The sequence below is a fragment of the Methylobacterium trifolii genome (genome assembly GCF_022179685.1).
GTDB classification, from domain to species: Bacteria; Pseudomonadota; Alphaproteobacteria; order Rhizobiales; family Beijerinckiaceae; genus Methylobacterium; species Methylobacterium trifolii.
In genome coordinates this window covers 14533-30808 of record NZ_BPRB01000061.1, presented here as the reverse complement: position 1 = coordinate 30808, position 16276 = coordinate 14533, and the positions used below count along the sequence as shown (strand labels likewise).

Sequence of the window (16276 nt, the reverse complement as noted above, 5' to 3'; positions counted from 1 at the left end):
AGCACGTAGCCGCGGCCCCAGACGGTCTCGATGTAGTTCTTGCCCTGGCTGGCGTTGGCGAGCTTCTTCCGGAGCTTGCAGATGAAGACGTCGATGATCTTCAGCTCCGGCTCGTCCATGCCGCCGTAGAGATGGTTGAGGAACATCTCCTTGGTGAGCGTCGTGCCCTTCCGCAGGGAGAGGAGTTCCAGCATCTGATACTCCTTGCCGGTGAGGTGCACGCGGGAGCCAGCGACCTCGACGGTCTTCTGGTCGAGGTTGACCACGAGGTCGGCGGTGGTGATCACCGACTGGGCGTGGCCCTTCGAGCGGCGCACGATGGCGTGGATGCGGGCGACCAGCTCGTCCTTGTGGAAGGGCTTGGTCAGGTAGTCGTCGGCGCCGAAGCCCAGCCCCTTCACCTTGTCCTCGATCCCGGCCATGCCGGACAGGATCAGGATCGGGGTCTTGACCTTGGCCACCCGCAGGGACCGCAGAACCTCGTATCCCGACATGTCGGGCAGGTTCAGGTCGAGGAGGATGATGTCGTAATCATAGAGTTTCCCGAGATCGACACCCTCCTCACCAAGGTCTGTGGTGTAGGTGTTGAAGTTCTCGGACTTGAGCATCAACTCGATGCTCTGCGCGGTTGCGCTGTCGTCCTCGATCAGAAGTACCCGCATCGTCGGTCCCCAGCCCGGCCGGCCGCATCAGCGTTCGGACACGTCCCCGCCGTTCGCCCGCCACCGGCCTGTGGACGGGCGCCCCATCGCCATTGACGTGAAACGCTATTCGTTAATCGTTAACAAAACCTGATTCTCGGTGGCAAGCGATCGTTTCGCGGTCCGCGATTTTAATGGTTCCGATGTTTGCGTTCCGTTCTCGCGGAGCCCACCCATCGACCCGCGGCCCGCCCGCGTCCCCTGCTCAAGTCCCTCGCCCGTAACGGATCGCTCCCGATGTGGCCCTTCGGCCACAGCCTCCCGACTTGTCGGCGGCGGGTTCTGGACCCGCCGCGACGATCGGAACCGGCCCGCTACAAGCCCGATGACCGCAGTGTTAAGGAGGGAGGTAAACGAACCGTTAGGGACGCGTCGATGACGGACCATGCCGGCCGGTCGCCGCGCCGCTCGCTCCCCGGAATCCGGGCCGCGCTGGAACGGGTCGAGGCCCTGGAGACCTACGGCCGGGTGGTCGCCATCCGCGGGCTGCTGGTGGAGGTGGCCGGCCCCGTGGCCGCGATGCGGCTCGGCGGGCGCCTCGACATCGAGGGCGCCGGCACGGCGGGCCTGATCCCCTGCGAGATCATCGGCTTCCAGGGCGATCGGGCGCTGGCCATGCCCTTCGGCTCCCTGGAGGGCGTGCGCCGCGGCTGCCCGGCCTTCGTGCGCGACGAGGCCGCGGGCGCGATCCGGCCCTCGAAGGCCTGGCTCGGCCGGGTGGTCGACGCGCTGGGCCGCCCCGTCGACGGGCTCGGGCCCCTGGAGGCGGGGCCGGAGATCTATCCCCTGCGGGCCGACCCGCCCCCGGCGCATGCCCGCCGCCGCGTCGGGGGACCGCTCGACCTCGGCGTGCGCTGCATCAACACGTTCCTCACCATGTGCGCCGGCCAGCGCATGGGCATCTTCGCGGGCTCGGGCGTCGGCAAGTCGGTGCTGCTCTCGATGCTCGCCCGCTACACCGCGGCGGACGTGGCCGTGATCGGGCTGGTGGGCGAGCGGGGCCGCGAGGTGCAGGAATTCCTCCAGGACGACCTGGGGGCGGCGGGCCTTTCCCGCTCCGTGGTGGTGGTGGCGACCTCCGACGAGCCGGCCCTGATGCGCCGCAACGCGGCCTACGTGACGCTGTCGGTCGCCGAGCATTTTCGCGACCAGGGCGCCAAGGTGCTGTGCATGATCGACTCGATCACCCGCTTCGCCATGGCCCAGCGGGACATCGGCCTGGCCGCCGGCGAGCCGCCCACCGCCAAGGGCTACACGCCCACCGTCTTCAGCGAGCTGCCGCGCCTGCTGGAGAGGGCCGGGCCGGGGGTGGGGGAGGGCACGATCTCGGCCCTGTTCACGGTGCTGGTGGAGGGCGACGACCACAACGAGCCGGTGGCGGACGCGGTGCGCGGCATCCTCGACGGGCACATCGTGATGGAGCGGGCCATCGCCGAGCGCGGGCGCTATCCCGCGATCAACGTGCTGCGCTCGGTCTCGCGCACCATGCCGCGGTCCTGCGACCCGGCCTACCTGCCGGTGGTGCGCCGCGCCCGGCGGCTGCTCGCCACCTATGCCGACATGGAGGAGCTGATCCGCCTCGGCGCCTACCGCGCCGGCTCCTCCGTCGAGGTCGACGAGGCGGTGGCGCTCATGCCGGAACTGGAGGCTTTTCTGGGGCAGGGTAAGGAAGAAGCAACGTCCATCGGCGATGGTTACGCACGGCTCGCCCAGATCGTGGGCGGCGCCTGAGGGGCGGTTCCGGCGCGCGTGCCGGGCGGACACCCTGAGTGTTGCGTGGAGTGAGCGTTCCCATGAAATCGCGTGACACGCTGATCCGGCTGCGCCGCTTCCAGGTCGACGAGAAGCGCCGCCGCGTCACCCAGATCGAGATGATGATGGCCGACTTCCAGCGCATGGCGGTGGAACTCGACCGCGAGGTCGCCCACGAGGAGGCCCGCGCCGGCATCTCGGACGTGGCCCATTTCGCCTATCCCACCTACGCCCGGGCCGCGGCCGGCCGGCGGGACAACATGCGCCAGTCGGCCATCGCCCTCGAGGGCCAGCTCGCCGAGGCCAAGGCCGAGCTCGGCGAGGCCTTCGAGGACCTCAAGAAGGTCGAGATCCTGGACGACCGCGAGCGCTCCGCCGAGCGGGCGGCCGAGGCCGTGCGCGAGCAGGCGGCGATGGACGGCATCGGCCTGTCGCGGGCCCGCGCCTGACCCGCGTCCGGCACGAAACCGTCACGATCGGGTGACAAGAGGCGTCGCACGCGGGGCCTGAGGGCTCCGCTTGCGACGCGCCGGTTCCTGGCGCATCAGGGTCCATTCCCCGAGGCGCCGGTGCCATGAAGAAAATCAGCGAGTTCATCTGGCCGCTCGTCGGCCTCGCGGCGGTCGTCGTCTCGGGCTACTTCCTCTACCAGGAACTCAAGACCACCTCACTGTCGGCGATCTGGGCCGCGGTGCTGGCGATCCCGCCCCACCGCATCCTGCTCGCCGCCCTCTCGACGCTGGTCGCCTACGCCGCGCTCGCCTGGTACGACCGCATCGCCCTGCTGCACCTGGGCGTGCGCCACATCTCGTGGCTGTTCGTCTCGCTCTGCTCCTTCACCACCTACGCGCTCTCGCACAACATCGGCGCCTCGGTCTTCTCCGGCGCCCTGGTGCGCTACCGGGCCTACACCGCCAAGGGCCTCTCGGCGGCGCAGGTGGCGGTGCTGGTGGCGCTGTGCTCCTTCACCTTCTTCCTCGGCACGATCCTGCTCGGCGGCTTCACGCTGGTGGTGGACCCGACCCTGCTCGCCCGCCTCGAAGGCAGGCTTCCGGGCTTCCTCACCGACCCGAAGACGGCCCTGGTCGTCGGCATCGGGCTCCTGGCCTTCGTGGCCCTCTACGTCGCGGGCTCGGTCCTGCGCCTGCCGCCGCTCCACATCCGCGCCTTCAAGCTCGAATATCCGCGCCCCGCGATCATGGCGCGCCAGCTCGTGGCCGCCCCGCTGGAACTGCTGGGGGCGGCCGGCATCATCTACTTCGCCCTGCCGGAGGCGATGAACCCGGGCTTCATCACCGTCCTGGCGATCTTCCTGGCCTCGTTCTCGGTGGCGCTCGCCTCCCACGCGCCGGGGGGGCTCGGCGTGTTCGAGATCGTGTTCATCACGGCCATGCACATCACCGACGACGCGCAGAAGGACGCGATCATCGCCGCGGTGATCATCTTCCGGATCTTCTACTTCTGGATTCCGGCCCTGGTCTCGGTGGTCGTGGTGGTGATGTTCGAGCGCTCGCGTCTGGCCGCCGTCATCGGCTCGGCGGCGCGCACGCCCGGCGGCGGCGCCACGGAGGTGCCCGAGCCGCCCGTGGTGGTGCCGGGCCTCGACGCGCACGAGATGGAGCACAAGCTCAAGGAGAAGGCGGTCTGATCCGTCGTCCCGAGCCCGGGGTCCGTCAGGCCGCCCGGCGCCGGTTCTTCTTCTCGCGGCCCTGGCCCGGCGCGCTCTTGCCCGCGCGGGTCCGGTCGAGGACGAACTTCGCGTAGTCGTCCATGTCGCCGGCGAACGGCTTCACGGTGTTGTCGGCGGCGAGCCAGAGCCTGTCCGCCACCAGTTCCATCAGCGAGCGGTCGTGGGTGATCAGGATCACCGCGCCCGCGTAGTCGTTCAGCGCGTCGAGCAGCGCCCGGCGACTGTCGATGTCGAGGTGGTTGGTCGGCTCGTCGAGGATCAGGAGGTGGGGTGCGCGCATCGCCACCAGGTTGAGGAGCAGGCGGGCCCGCTCGCCCCCCGAGAGGGAATCGACCGTGGTCTCCTGCTTCTCGAAGGCGAGGCCGAAGCTCGCGAGCTTGGCGCGCCGGGCGGATTCGCTGTCGTCGGGCCGCTCGCGCCGGATGATGGCCAGCGGTGTGTCGGCCGGGTCCATCGCCTCGATCTGGTGCTGGTGGAACCAGCCGACCTGCACCCGGCCCTCGCGCGCCATCCTGCCCGAGCGGATCGCGAGCGCCCCGGCCGCCATCTTGGCGAAGGTCGACTTGCCGGCCCCGTTGACGCCGAGCAGGCCGATGCGGTCGTCCACGTCCAGGGTCAGGTCGAGGCCGCGCAGGATCGCCGGGTCGTCCCCGTAGCCCACTTCCACGTCGGTGAGGTGCATCAGGGGCGGGGCCAGGGGGCGCTTGGGCGAGGGCAGGTGGAAGGGGGCGACGTGCTCCTCGATCGTCGTGGCGATCGGCTCCAGCTTGGCCAGGCGCTTGACCCGGGACTGGGCCTGGGCCGCCTTCGAGGCCTTGGCCTTGAAGCGGTCCACGAAGCTCTGGAGGTGGGCGCGCTCGGCATCCTGCTTGGCCTTGGCCGAGAGCTGGAGCCGGGATTTCTCGGCCCGCCGCCGCTCGAAGTCGTCGTAGCCGCCGGCATAGAGTTCCAGCGCCTCGCCCGACACGTGCAGGATCGCGTCCACCGAGTTGTTCAGCAGTTCCCGGTCGTGGCTGATGATCAGGGCCGAGTGCGGGTAGCGCTTCAACCGCGCCTCCAGCCAGAGGGCGCCCTCCAGGTCGAGGTAGTTGGTCGGCTCGTCGAGCAGCAGCATGTCGGGCTCGGCGAACAGGGCCGCGGCCAGGGCCACCCGCATGCGCCAGCCCCCGGAGAATTCGGACATCGGCCGCTCCAGGTCGGCCACCGAGAAGCCGAGGCCGGCCAGGATCTCGCCGGCCCGCGCGGGCGCCCGGTCGGCGTCGATCTCGATCAGCCGGCCGTAGATCTCGCCCATGCGCTCGGGCTCGGCGGTCTCCAGCTCGCGGTTGAGGCTGTCGCGCTCGATGTCGGCGGCCAGGATCGTGTCGAGGAGGCTCACGGGGGTGGCCGGGTGCTCCTGGTCCACGGAGGCGACCCGCGCGGTCCTGGGCAGGTACACCGTGCCGGAATCCGGCTGCAACTCGCCCAGGATGATCTTGAACAGGGTTGACTTGCCGACGCCGTTGCGGCCCACGAGCCCGACCTTGGCGCCCGGCGGCACCGCGACGCTGGCCTTCGTGAAGAAGCGCCGCCCCCAGGCGTTGAACGTCAGGTCTTCGATCTGGAGCATTTTTTCGGGCAGCCGGGCGCGGGCGAGGGCACACCGGGCGGCGCGCGGTCCGTGTCTACCGCACTGCAGCAATGGAGGCGAGGGCCACGGCTGCAGCCGTGCCCTGCATCCGTCGAGCCGGATGCCTCCCTCCGGCGGCCTGCGCCCCGGAGAACCCTCCGACGAAGGGGACGCCGGTTCGTCGCAAGGGCGCACGACGCGACCAGCGGGAGGGCTCCCCGTGATCGAGGGTCGTGTGAGGTGCCCTAAACCGGACGATTGCCCGAAGCGCTTTCGGCCACCCGCTTGCGCATGCCGTCGAACGTCTTCCACGCCTCGACCTCGGCCTCGGCGTAGGTGCGGACCTCCCGGATCGTGACCGGCCACAGAAAGACGTTCGGGAACTCGAAGACCCTGAAGAACGCCCGGAAGTGGGGTTCGCCATCCACCTCGATACGCTCGATCTTGTCGAGGCTGATGCGGAGGCTGTCCGGTTCGGGCTCGGTCATCGGGTCCTCTCGACAGGACGCCCTCGGGGCAGGGGGCCGGACCCTTGCCGCAGGCACGCCCGGTGCCGTTCCGTCACGGCTCCAGGTCCCTGATCTGGCGCGCTCCCTTGCGCCGAACCGGTGTCCACTTCGGCGGGGGGCGCTCTAGCGGGTCGTCTCGGCGATCAGGGCCTTCACCACCGGGGCGGCCGGCACGCTGTGGTTCCAGAAGGTGCCGGTGCGGGCCTTCTCCAGGCCGGACCGGTAGAGCGCCCGCATGTACCCGGTGTCGAAGCCCCGCGAGGCCGTGGTCGTGGGCGAGTCGGAGTCGATGTAGGTCAGGTTGAAGCCGATGCCGTTGGCGCGGGTGAAGGCGTAGGTGGTGGCCAGCGTCGCCCGGCTGCGGGCGCGGCTGGCCGTGGTGAAGGAGCGCTCGACGATCGACAGGGTGTTGTTCTTGGTCACGTCGAATTCCGGCTCCAGGCGGCCGTTGATGACGACGTAGATGTTGGCCCGGCCCGCCGTGCGCAGGCGGCCGTCGCGCAGGAGCAGCGCCTGCGGCAGGGTGAAGACCGGTGTGACCACCGAGCCGTCGACGTGGAGTTCCTGGAAGGCGCTGGCGTCGGCCTGCACGTCGATGAGCTGGGGCGGGAACACTGCCGGGATGCTGGCCGAGGCGGTGAGCACGTCGCGGAACAGGTCCAGCGCGTTGGGGGCGCCGCTGGCGGCGATGGCGCCCATGTTCCAGATCACGGCGCGCTGGGAATCGAGGTTCGTGGTCACGACCAGCAGGCGCCGGCCCTTGGCGTGCTCGGCCGCGACCGCGGCCAGCAGGTCCGGGGTGACGTAGCGGGAGACGAGGCCGCGCAGGCGCCCGTCCCCGAACAGCCCCGAGCCGAACAGGATGTTCACCACGTTGGGCGATTGCACCAGGGTCTCGGCGACGCCGCTGGTGTAGATGTCGGTGAGGTAGGAATCGTAGCCCGATCCCAGGAAGGCGAAGGGCGCGATCAGGGCGCCGGTGGACACGCCCGAGACCAGGGTGAATTCGGGCCGGGTGCCCGAGGCGGTCCAGCCGTTGAGGACGCCCGCGCCGTAGGCCCCGTCGCCGCCGCCGCCCGAGAGGGCGAGGTAGGTGAAGCCCTTGCGCTGCGCCTCCGGCCGCGCGGCCAGTTCGGTGAAGGTCGCCACCGAGGCGTCGGAGAACACGCGGGCGCCGGGGATGTTGGGCACGCTCGCGGCATCCGCCTGCGCCGCGGTGTAGCCGGTGCGCGGCAGGGAGGAGCAGGCGCCGATCTGGGCCGCCACCGCGAGCGCGAGGAGCCCCCGCAGCCATCCGTATCGACGCATCATCGCCATCGGCCTCGAAGCCCGGTTGCCGGAACCCGCAGATGTCCCTCGAACCAGCTTGGCCATACTAGCGTTCCCGAAGCTTGACGGCAACGCGCCTGTTCGGCGGCGGGTGATGCGCGGACGCCACACTCCCGCTCGCCCGACCTCCCCCGGACCGGGCCCGGCCATTGCCCGGTGGACAGCGCCCGGACGGGCGGGGCGAGTCCGATTCGTCGCCCTTGCATCGGCCGCGAGCCGTCCTGTAGGTTCGATCCCGTACCCGGAGGCCCGAGGCTTTCGGACAGGATCGCGACCGGCGGCAATCGGGCGGTGCCCATGGGGCCCTCGCCCGAAATGCCACGCCGGGTCCGGGTCGGACGGGTCGAGGCGCTTCATCGGGTGCGCTCCGGTTTTCCTGCCCGTGGCCGATGGGGGTCGGCCCGCGATGACCGGGTTTCGGGAGGGGGCTATGGAAGCGGGTCTGAGCTGGACGGACGAGCGCGTCGCGCTGCTGCGCCGCCTGTGGGAAGACGGGCAGAGCGCGAGCAAGATCGCGGCGCAGCTCGGCGGCGTCACCCGCAATGCCGTGATCGGCAAGGTCCATCGCCTCGGCCTGTCGGGCCGGGTCGTGAAGCCGGGAGAGGACGCGTCGGCCGCCGCCCGGGCCAAGCCCACCCAGGCCGAGGAGATCGAGATCGCGATCGCCGTGGTCGAGGCGCAGGCGCCCGAGCCCGTCGCGATCCTCTCGCACCGCCCGGCCCCGGCCTTCCCGCCCCCGCAGCCGCCCGCCCCCGCGGCGGAGCTGGTGGCGCTGGCCGTCTCCGAGCGGGTCACGATCATGGACCTGCGCGACTCGATGTGCCGCTGGCCGCTCGGCGACCCGACCACGCCGGAATTCCGCTTCTGCGGCGGCCGCGCCATCACCGGGCTGCCCTACTGCACCCACCATGCCCAGATCGCCTACCAGCCGGCCGCCGAGCGCAAGCGCGACCGCCGGGTGGCCGGGTTCCGCTGAGGCCGGGTTCCGCCGCGCGGTGATCGGCCGGCGCAGGCGCCTGCCGGAGATCGTGCCGCGCGAGGGCTCACCTTGCCCGGCAAACGTGCTATGGACTGCGCCCGTGCGGCCGGTCTTGCATCGGCCGGCCTGTTGACAGGGCGGGCCCTCCCTCGCCACATCCGCCGGATCATGAGCGCCGACATCACGAATCTCATCCCCGCCCAGGACGCGACCCGAGCCGGGGCCAAGCCCCCGCTGGAGATCCTGCTCGCGGCCCCCCGCGGCTTCTGCGCCGGCGTGGTGCGCGCCATCGACGTGGTCGAGCGTGCGCTCGCCATCTACGGGCCCCCGGTCTACGTGCGGCACGAGATCGTGCACAACAAGTACGTGGTCGAGAGCCTGAAGCGGAAGGGCGCCGTGTTCGTGCGCGAGCTCGACGAGGTGCCGGACGGCGAGGCCCCGGTGATCTTCTCCGCCCACGGGGTCGCCAAGACCGTGCCGGCCAACGCCGACAACCGCGGCCTCATCACCATCGACGCCACCTGCCCGCTGGTGACCAAGGTCCACCGCGAGGCCGAGATCCACCACAAGCGCGGGCGCCACGTCCTGCTGGTGGGCCATTCCGGCCATCCCGAGGTGGTCGGCACCATGGGCCAGCTGCCCAAGGGCTCGATCACCCTGGTCGAGGACCTGGAGCAGATCGCGGCGCTCACCCCCGCCGACCCCGAGAACCTCGCCTGGGTGACGCAGACCACCCTCTCGGTCGACGACACCCGCCACATCGTCGAGGCCCTCAAGCAGAAGTTTCCCAAGATCACCGGGCCGCACAAGGACGACATCTGCTACGCCACCACCAACCGGCAGGAATCGGTCAAGCAGATCGCGCCGCTGGTGGACGCGCTGATCGTCGTCGGCTCCTCGAACTCCTCGAATTCCCAGCGCCTGCGCGAGGTCGCCGAGCGCGTCGGCTGCCCGATCACCCGCCTGATGCTGCGGGCCGAGGAGATCGACTGGCCGGCCTTCGAGGGCATCCGCAGGCTCGGCCTCACCGCCGGCGCCTCCGCCCCCGAGGTGCTGGTGGAGGAGATCATCGACGCCTTCGCCGCCCGCTACGAGGTCACGGTCGACACCGTGCAGACGGTGGTCGAGGACATGGTCTTCCCGCTGCCGCGCGAACTCCGCAACGAAGCCGCCGCGTAATTTCGGGACTCGTCGTTGCATCGGGGCATGCCCGGCGTGACCCTTCCGTTTCGCGCGGAGGGGCACGCGGCCGTCGCTGCGCGTCCTGAAACGCCCAAAAAACCAGAACGGAAGCGCTGAGACCGTGGCCGTCTACACCGAGGTATCCGATGCGGCGCTGAGCCGGTTCCTGGGCGCCTACGACATCGGCGGCCTGCTCTCCTACAAGGGCATCGCGGAAGGGGTCGAGAACACCAACTTCTTCCTGCACACCACGGCCGGCTCCTACATCCTCACCCTCTACGAGAAGCGGGTGAATGAGGCGGACCTGCCCTTCTTCCTCAACCTGATGGGGCACCTGGCGCGCCGGGGCCTCGCCTGCCCGCAGCCGGTGCGCAACCGGGACGGCACGGCGCTGGGGCGCCTGTGCGGCCGGCCGGCGGTGATCGTCAGCTTCCTGGAGGGCGTCTCCGTCAAGGCGCCGGGCGCGCACCATTGCCGGGAACTCGGCCGGGCCCTGGCCGAACTCCACGCGGCGGGCGCCGATTTCGGGATGGTCCGCGCCAACAACCTCTCCGTCTCCGCCTGGCGCCCGCTCTTCGCGCAGGCCGAGGCCCAGGCCGACGAGGTCTCGCCGGGCCTCTCCGGGCGCACCCGCGGCGACCTCGCCCTGCTGGAGGCCGGCTGGCCGGCGGACCTGCCGGGGGGCGTGATCCACGCCGACCTCTTCACCGACAACGTGTTCTTCATCGGCGACGGCCTGTCCGGCCTGATCGACTTCTATTTCGCCTGCACCGACGCCTTCGCCTACGACCTCGCGATCTGCCTCAACGCCTGGTGCTTCACGGCGGACGGCGCCTTCCGGCGGGACATGGGCGAGGCCCTGATCGCCGGCTACGAGGCGGTGCGCCTCCTGGAGCCGGCCGAGGTCGCCGCACTGCCGATCCTGTGCCGGGGGGCGGCTCTGCGCTTCATGCTCACCCGCCTCGTGGACTGGCTGAACGTGCCGCCGGGGGCCCTGGTGCAGCCGAAGGACCCGCGCGAGTACGACCGCCGCCTCACCTTCCACCGGCAGGCCGCCGACGCCCGCGCCTACGGATTCGCACGATGAGCGACTCTGCCGAAGGCGATGGCCGCGTAAAGATCTACACGGACGGGGCCTGCTCGGGGAATCCCGGGCCGGGGGGCTGGGGCGCGATCCTGATCTTCGGGGAGATGCGGCGCGAGCTGTCGGGGGGCGAGGCCCACACCACCAACAACCGCATGGAGATCCTGGCGGCGATCGAGGCGCTGGAGGCCCTGAAGCGGCCCTGCCGGGTCGACCTGTTCACGGACTCGCAGTACCTGCGCCAGGGCGTCACCACCTGGATTCACGGCTGGAAGCTGCGCGGCTGGCGCACGGCCGACAAGAAGCCGGTGAAGAACGAGGACCTCTGGCGCCGCATCGACGCGGCCCGCGAGCGCCACGCCGTGGAGTGGCACTGGGTCAAGGGCCATGCCAGCGACCCCCTGAACAACCGGGTCGACGCCCTGGCGGTGGCGGCGATGGCGCCGTTCAAGACCCGGCGCTGATCGTTTCAGGCCAACGGGCCGGGGATGGCGGCCTCGGCCTGGGCGAGCAGGCGGGTCTCGTGCCGGCGCACGAACAGCCAGAGGGCGAGCCCGCCGAAGATCACCACGGCCAGCAGGGCGAGGCCCACGGGGCCGGCGATGCGCTCGATCGAGCGGCCGCACCAGTACGAGCCCATCCCCATGATCCCGGCCCAGGCCACGCCGCCGAGGGCGTTGAACAGCATGAAGCGGCGGGCATCCAGCCGGTTCACCCCGGCGAGCACGGCCGCGTAGGCCCGCAGCATCGCGGTGAAGCGGCCGAAGAACACGATCTTCCCGCCATGCTCCCGGAACAGGTACTGCCCGAGCTTGAGCCGGCCATGGTCGAGGGCGATGAGGTGGCCGTGGCGCAGCAGCAGCGGCATGCCCCAGCGCCGCCCGACCCAGTAGCCGAGGTTGTCGCCCAGGATCGCGGCGGCGGCCGCTGCCGCGATGACGAGGACGATGTCCAGGTTGCCGGTGCTGCCGGCATAGACGGCGGCCGAGATCAGCACGGTCTCCCCCGGCATCGGCACGCCGGCGCTCTCCAGGGCGATGATCAGGAAGATCGCGACGTAGCCGTAGCTGGCGATCAGGTCGGCGACGGGCAGTTCGTGCAGGAAGGACATGCGGGCCCTCGGGAGCGGAGGGCCGCAAGACGCCGGGCGAACGTGGCCATTCGAGGGCGCTTCGTTCCGGCCGTGGCTGAGATGGGAACGCGGATGACGGCCTCGGGCAGCCCAAGCCCTGGATAGCCGGGGCCTTGCCGTTCGAACATACCGGACTTGGTTTCGTGGCCTCGCACGCAGAAATCCACCCGAGAGATGCCTTATCGGCGCATCATCGTCCGCTACGAACCGTGGCACACTCCGCGGAACGACGCCGATCGAGAAAAGGAATTTGGTGATGGACGCATGGCAGGCGGCGGAAGCCGAGAGGGACTTCGCGAAGCTCCTCGACACGGCGTCCCGCAGCGGGCTGCAGGTCGTGATGCGCGAGGCCCACCCGACCGCAGTGATCATGTCGATGGACGACTACCAGGTGCTCAAGGAGCAGGCCGATCGGCAATTCGCCGCGTTCCTCCTCGCCTCACCGATGGAAGCGGAGGATTTTGGTGACGGGCCAAGCCTCACCCTAACGGGCTCGGCCTGAACCCAAATCACAGAAAATCAGATCACCTTCAGCAGCGCCTCGGCGCCGGAGACTTCCGCCTTCGAGGGCGATTCCTCGATGTTGAGGATGCGCACCACGCCGTCGTCCACCAGCATGGCGTAGCGCTTCGAGCGCATGCCGAGGCCGAAGCCGGTGCCGTCCATCTCCAGGCCGGTGGCCTTGGCGAAGTCGGCGTTGCCGTCGGCCAGGAACTCGATGCCCTCGGCGCCGCTGGCCTTGGACCAGGCGTCGAGGACGAAGACGTCGTTGACGGAGGTCACGGCGATGGCGTCGACGCCGCGGGCCAGGATCTGCTCGCGGTTGGCGACGAAGCCCGGCAGGTGGTTGCGGTGGCAGCTCGGGGTGAAGGCGCCCGGCACGCCGACGAGGACGACCCGGCGGCCCTTGAACACGTCGTCGGTGGTCCGGGCCTGGGGGCCTTCGGCGCCGTTCACGCGGAACGTGGCCTGGGGCAGGTGGTCGCCAACCTGAATCGTCATCACGGACTCCTCGATCGCGGCCCGGTCGCTCGGCCGGCGCCGCACGTCGGCGGCTGAACTAGCGTGGCGATGGGGGAGAGTCGAGGAAGGCCCGCGCGCTTTCGCGTCTCTCACGAAACGCCCGCTGCGCCGTCGCGGACCGAGGGAGGGCACCCGGTGATCGGGCGTTTCGTCAGGTACGCTTTGTCCGCTGGACAACCGGAGGCCGCAGCGTAGCATACGCGCATGCAGATGCCTCCGCCCGGCGATCCCGCCTTCCTCGACGGTCAGTTCCTGGTGGCGATGCCGGGCATGGCCGACGAGCGCTTCGCCCGCTCGGTGATCTACGTCTGCGCCCACTCGGCGGACGGGGCCATGGGCATCATCCTCAACAAGCCGGTGACCGACCTGTCGATGCCCGACCTCCTGGTGCAGCTCGACGTGGCGGGCGATGCCGACGCCATCCGCCTGCGCGAGCGGGTCGGCCACATGCCGGTGCTGATGGGCGGCCCCGTGGAGGGGCGGCGCGGCTTCGTGCTGCACACGGACGACTTCCACATCGACCAGTCGACCCTCATCATCGACGACGGCATCTGCCTCACCGCCACCGTCGAGATCCTGCGCGCCATCGCCAGCGGCGACGGCCCGGCCAGCGCCGTGCTGGCGCTCGGCTATGCCGGCTGGCAGGCGGGGCAGCTCGAGAGCGAGATCATGGCCAACGGCTGGCTCAACTGCCCGGCCGACCCGGCCCTGATCTTCAACACCGACCTCGACGCCAAGTACGAGCGGACCCTGCGCTCCAACGGCATCGACCCGGCCATGCTCTCCGTGAGCGTCGGCCGCGCCTGATTCTTTTGGAATTTTTCGGGCTCAGGGAGCCGCAGCGCCTACGCCGCCTCCGCCACGACCGCCCGCAGGTCGCGGAGCAGTTCCTCCACGCGCTCGATCCGCGCATCCCAGGCGAACATGAAGCGGGCCCCGCCCCCGATGAAGGTGTAGAACCGCCAGCCCCGCGCCCGCAGGCGCTCCATGGCGTCGGGCGCCATCGCCAGGAACACAGCGTTGGCCTCCACGGGGAAGAGCGCCGACACGCCGGGCAGGCCGGCGACGCCGTCGGCGAAGTGCCGGGCGCAGGCGTTGCCGTGCTCCGCGTTCCGGAGCCAGGCGCCGCTCTCCAGCATCCCGACCCAGGGGGCCGAGAGGAAGCGCATCTTCGAGGCGAGCTGGCCGGCCTGCTTGCAGCGGTAGCCGAAATCCTCCGCGAGCCCGGCATCGAAGAACACCACCGCCTCGCCCGCATGCATGCCGTTCTTGGTGCCGCCGAAGCAGAGCACGTCGATCCCCGCCCGCCACGTCATCTCGGCCGGGCTGCAGCCGAGGCCGGCGCAGGCGTTGGAAAAGCGCGCCCCGTCCATCTGGAGGGCCAGCCCGAGTTCGCGGCAGACGGCCGAGATCGCCCGAAGCTCGTCGAGGCCGTAGACCAGCCCCGTCTCGGTCGGCTGCGTCACGCTCACCACGCGGGGGCGGGGGAAGTGGATGTCGCCGCGGTTGGTGGCCAGGGCCCGGATCGCCTCCGGCGTCAGCTTGCCGGATTGCGTGCGCACCGTGAGCAGCTTCGAGCCGTTGGAGAAGAATTCCGGCGCCCCGCACTCGTCGGTCTCGACATGGGCGGAATCGGCGCAGATCACGCTGTGGTAGGATTGGCACAGGGCGGCGAGCGCCAGCGCGTTGGCCGCCGTGCCGTTGAAGGCGAAGAACACCTCGCACGGGCTCTCGAACAGGGTGCGGAAGGCGTCGGCCGCCCGCGCCGTCCAGGCATCCTCGCCGTAGGCCGGGGCGTGGCCCGCATTGGCCGCCGCCATCGCCGCCCAGGCCTCCGGGCAGATGCCGGAATAGTTGTCGCTGGCGAATTGCTGCGCGTCGCCGCCGGTCGTCGCTTGGATCATGATCTCGTGTGGCGCGGAGCCGGTTGGAAGTCGAGCGGGCTTCGTGTAAAGCGGGCGCCAAGGTGCAGTCAGCGCGCCGATTCGTGACCGTCCGAACCGCGTCCCTCCCGGGCGATCCCCGGGCCAGGGGCGTTTGGCGGTTTTCATCACGGTCACGGCTGACGCGTCATCGCGAGATTGAACAAACAGCTTCCAGAGGATCCAGTCCGTTGCAGGTACTCGTTCGCGACAACAACGTCGATCAGGCGCTCCGCGTCCTCAAGAAGAAGATGCAGCGCGAGGGCATCTTCCGCGAGATGAAGCAGCGCAAGGCTTACGAGAAGCCGTCCGTGCGCAAGGCCCGCGAGAAGGCGGAGGCCGTGCGCCGCGCCCGCAAGCAGGCCCGCAAGACCGCGATCCGCGAGGGCCTGATCGCCGCGCCGAAGCCGAAGCCCCGTTTCCCCGCCGGCGGCCGCCGTCCGGGCGGCTTCCCGTCCACCACCCCGCAGCCGGGCGCTGCCGGGCCGGCCGCGACCCCCATCGCGTCCTGAGACCCTGCGCGCCGGGCCGGACGGGCCCGGCATGCAGCGACGACCGGACCCGGCCGCTCCACGCGGCGCGGGTCTTCTTGCATGTCGATCGTCCGGATCGTGGGCCGGCCCGCGCCTCCGGCATCGTCCGGCCGCGCGGGCGTGGCCGGACGTTCGGGCGCGGTTACGCCGCGCGGGCGGCGACGGTGGCGTGCTCGGCCTGGACCAGCACGTCGAGCGCCCGCCAGGGCTTCTGCATGTAGACCGCCTGCTGCGGCAGGCGCGCGTCGCGGCCGGCACCCGATGTCACGACCACGCGCACGTCCGGCCAGCGCCGCTCGACGGTGCGGGCCAGCGAGACCCCGTCCATGGCGCCGGGCAGGCGCACGTCGGCGAACAGCAGCGCCACGGTGACGTCGCCCCGCTCCAGCACGGAGATGGCGGCCTCGGCGCTCTCGCAGGCGATCACCCCGAGATCGGTCTCCTCCAGCACCGCGGTCGCGAGATGGCGGACCGCGGCGTCGTCCTCGACGACGAGGGCGACGGGACAGTCGGGACGAGCGTGGTCCATGAGGGCTCCTTCGGGGGTCTGGATGATGCGCCTGATGCGGATCGGGCCGCGCGGCCTCGTGTCGGGCCGCTGATTCCCGAGTCGGCTATGCTGCGCCCCCATGCCCCGCACGACAAGAGTCCTGGCGCCGAGCGTACGGACATGGCAGGTCTGCGGCCAGCCCGTGGGCAGCGTGACCGCTTTCGCGCGCAACCGCACAAACTCCGCGCATGCTGCGCTGCATTAACAAACTGTTCACCGTCTCCGCTCGAATGTTACACTTCGACGAACGTGGGGTCCGGGACCGGAATGCGACGTGCAGG

The 16276-nt window shown here is 70.6% G+C and carries 18 protein-coding genes; 10 read left to right on the top strand and 8 right to left on the bottom strand.

Annotated features, from left to right (window positions below; translation table 11 throughout):
* On the bottom strand, window positions 1-662 hold a 662-nt coding region (ctrA, locus tag COGEMETH_RS05925; protein WP_238181683.1), incomplete at its 3' end, for a response regulator transcription factor CtrA.
* A gap of 414 nt (window positions 663-1076) precedes the next feature.
* Between ctrA and fliI the strand changes: the two genes are divergently transcribed.
* From fliI to COGEMETH_RS05910, 3 genes are all read left to right on the top strand, one after another.
* On the top strand, window positions 1077-2432 hold the full coding sequence (fliI, locus tag COGEMETH_RS05920) for a flagellar protein export ATPase FliI (RefSeq protein WP_238181682.1): 1356 nt from the start codon (window positions 1077-1079) through the stop codon (window positions 2430-2432).
* 62 nt (window positions 2433-2494) lie between these two features.
* Entirely contained in the window at window positions 2495-2902 is a 408-nt protein-coding gene (gene fliJ / locus COGEMETH_RS05915; protein ID WP_238181681.1) for a flagellar export protein FliJ, read from the top strand.
* A gap of 125 nt (window positions 2903-3027) precedes the next feature.
* Window positions 3028-4101 carry a lysylphosphatidylglycerol synthase domain-containing protein gene (locus COGEMETH_RS05910; RefSeq protein ID WP_238181680.1) on the top strand — a complete coding sequence of 358 codons (1074 nt, stop codon included), beginning with the start codon at window positions 3028-3030 and terminating at the stop codon, window positions 4099-4101.
* A gap of 25 nt (window positions 4102-4126) precedes the next feature.
* On the opposite strand, the gene COGEMETH_RS05905 is transcribed toward COGEMETH_RS05910, so the two are convergent.
* From COGEMETH_RS05905 to COGEMETH_RS05895, 3 genes are all read right to left on the bottom strand, one after another.
* The gene (locus COGEMETH_RS05905) at window positions 4127-5752 is read right to left on the bottom strand and encodes an ABC-F family ATP-binding cassette domain-containing protein (protein WP_238181679.1); all 1626 of its coding nucleotides are present in this window, start codon (window positions 5750-5752) and stop codon (window positions 4127-4129) included.
* Window positions 5753-5997: 245 nt separating this feature from the next.
* Window positions 5998-6240: a hypothetical protein gene (locus COGEMETH_RS05900; protein ID WP_238181678.1), complete on the bottom strand. Its 243-nt coding sequence runs from the start codon at window positions 6238-6240 to the stop codon at window positions 5998-6000.
* A gap of 144 nt (window positions 6241-6384) precedes the next feature.
* Window positions 6385-7572 (bottom strand): patatin-like phospholipase family protein, encoded by a 1188-nt coding sequence (locus COGEMETH_RS05895; RefSeq protein ID WP_238181677.1) that lies wholly within the window; start codon window positions 7570-7572, stop codon window positions 6385-6387.
* A 448-nt stretch (window positions 7573-8020) separates the two neighbouring features.
* Here COGEMETH_RS05895 and COGEMETH_RS05890 point away from each other — a divergent pair, with 448 nt between their 5' ends.
* From COGEMETH_RS05890 to rnhA, 4 genes are all read left to right on the top strand, one after another.
* Window positions 8021-8566, top strand: coding sequence for a GcrA family cell cycle regulator (locus tag COGEMETH_RS05890; protein WP_238181676.1), 546 nt, complete (start codon window positions 8021-8023; stop codon window positions 8564-8566).
* Between the two features lie 171 nt (window positions 8567-8737).
* Entirely contained in the window at window positions 8738-9748 is a 1011-nt protein-coding gene (ispH, locus tag COGEMETH_RS05885) for a 4-hydroxy-3-methylbut-2-enyl diphosphate reductase (protein WP_238181675.1), read from the top strand.
* Window positions 9749-9872: 124 nt separating this feature from the next.
* Window positions 9873-10838: a homoserine kinase gene (gene thrB, locus COGEMETH_RS05880; protein ID WP_238181674.1), complete on the top strand. Its 966-nt coding sequence runs from the start codon at window positions 9873-9875 to the stop codon at window positions 10836-10838.
* Window positions 10835-11299: a ribonuclease HI gene (gene rnhA / locus COGEMETH_RS05875; RefSeq protein WP_238181673.1), complete on the top strand. Its 465-nt coding sequence runs from the start codon at window positions 10835-10837 to the stop codon at window positions 11297-11299. The genes thrB and rnhA overlap by 4 nt, the downstream gene beginning before the upstream one ends.
* Window positions 11300-11304: 5 nt before the next feature.
* Here rnhA and COGEMETH_RS05870 read toward each other — a convergent pair whose 3' ends face one another.
* The gene (locus COGEMETH_RS05870; RefSeq protein WP_238181672.1) at window positions 11305-11946 is read right to left on the bottom strand and encodes a DedA family protein; all 642 of its coding nucleotides are present in this window, start codon (window positions 11944-11946) and stop codon (window positions 11305-11307) included.
* A 277-nt stretch (window positions 11947-12223) separates the two neighbouring features.
* Between COGEMETH_RS05870 and COGEMETH_RS05865 the strand changes: the two genes are divergently transcribed.
* Window positions 12224-12469, top strand: coding sequence for a type II toxin-antitoxin system Phd/YefM family antitoxin (locus tag COGEMETH_RS05865; RefSeq protein WP_238181671.1), 246 nt, complete (start codon window positions 12224-12226; stop codon window positions 12467-12469).
* Between the two features lie 17 nt (window positions 12470-12486).
* Here the strand turns inward: COGEMETH_RS05865 and COGEMETH_RS05860 are convergent, their stop codons facing one another.
* Window positions 12487-12969 carry a peroxiredoxin gene (locus COGEMETH_RS05860; protein WP_238181670.1) on the bottom strand — a complete coding sequence of 161 codons (483 nt, stop codon included), beginning with the start codon at window positions 12967-12969 and terminating at the stop codon, window positions 12487-12489.
* Window positions 12970-13194: 225 nt separating this feature from the next.
* On the opposite strand from COGEMETH_RS05860, the gene COGEMETH_RS05855 reads away from it, so the two are divergent.
* Window positions 13195-13797: a YqgE/AlgH family protein gene (locus COGEMETH_RS05855; protein WP_238181669.1), complete on the top strand. Its 603-nt coding sequence runs from the start codon at window positions 13195-13197 to the stop codon at window positions 13795-13797.
* Window positions 13798-13835: 38 nt separating this feature from the next.
* Here COGEMETH_RS05855 and COGEMETH_RS05850 read toward each other — a convergent pair whose 3' ends face one another.
* Window positions 13836-14894, bottom strand: a complete 1059-nt coding sequence (locus tag COGEMETH_RS05850; protein WP_238181668.1) for a threonine aldolase family protein — start codon at window positions 14892-14894, stop codon at window positions 13836-13838.
* Between the two features lie 209 nt (window positions 14895-15103).
* On the opposite strand from COGEMETH_RS05850, the gene rpsU reads away from it, so the two are divergent.
* A complete protein-coding gene (gene rpsU, locus COGEMETH_RS05845; protein WP_238181667.1) occupies window positions 15104-15424 on the top strand; it encodes a 30S ribosomal protein S21 in 321 nt (106 codons plus the stop codon).
* 163 nt (window positions 15425-15587) lie between these two features.
* On the opposite strand, the gene COGEMETH_RS05840 is transcribed toward rpsU, so the two are convergent.
* On the bottom strand, window positions 15588-15974 hold the full coding sequence (locus tag COGEMETH_RS05840; RefSeq protein WP_238181666.1) for a response regulator: 387 nt from the start codon (window positions 15972-15974) through the stop codon (window positions 15588-15590).
* Window positions 15975-16276: the final 302 nt, after the last annotated feature.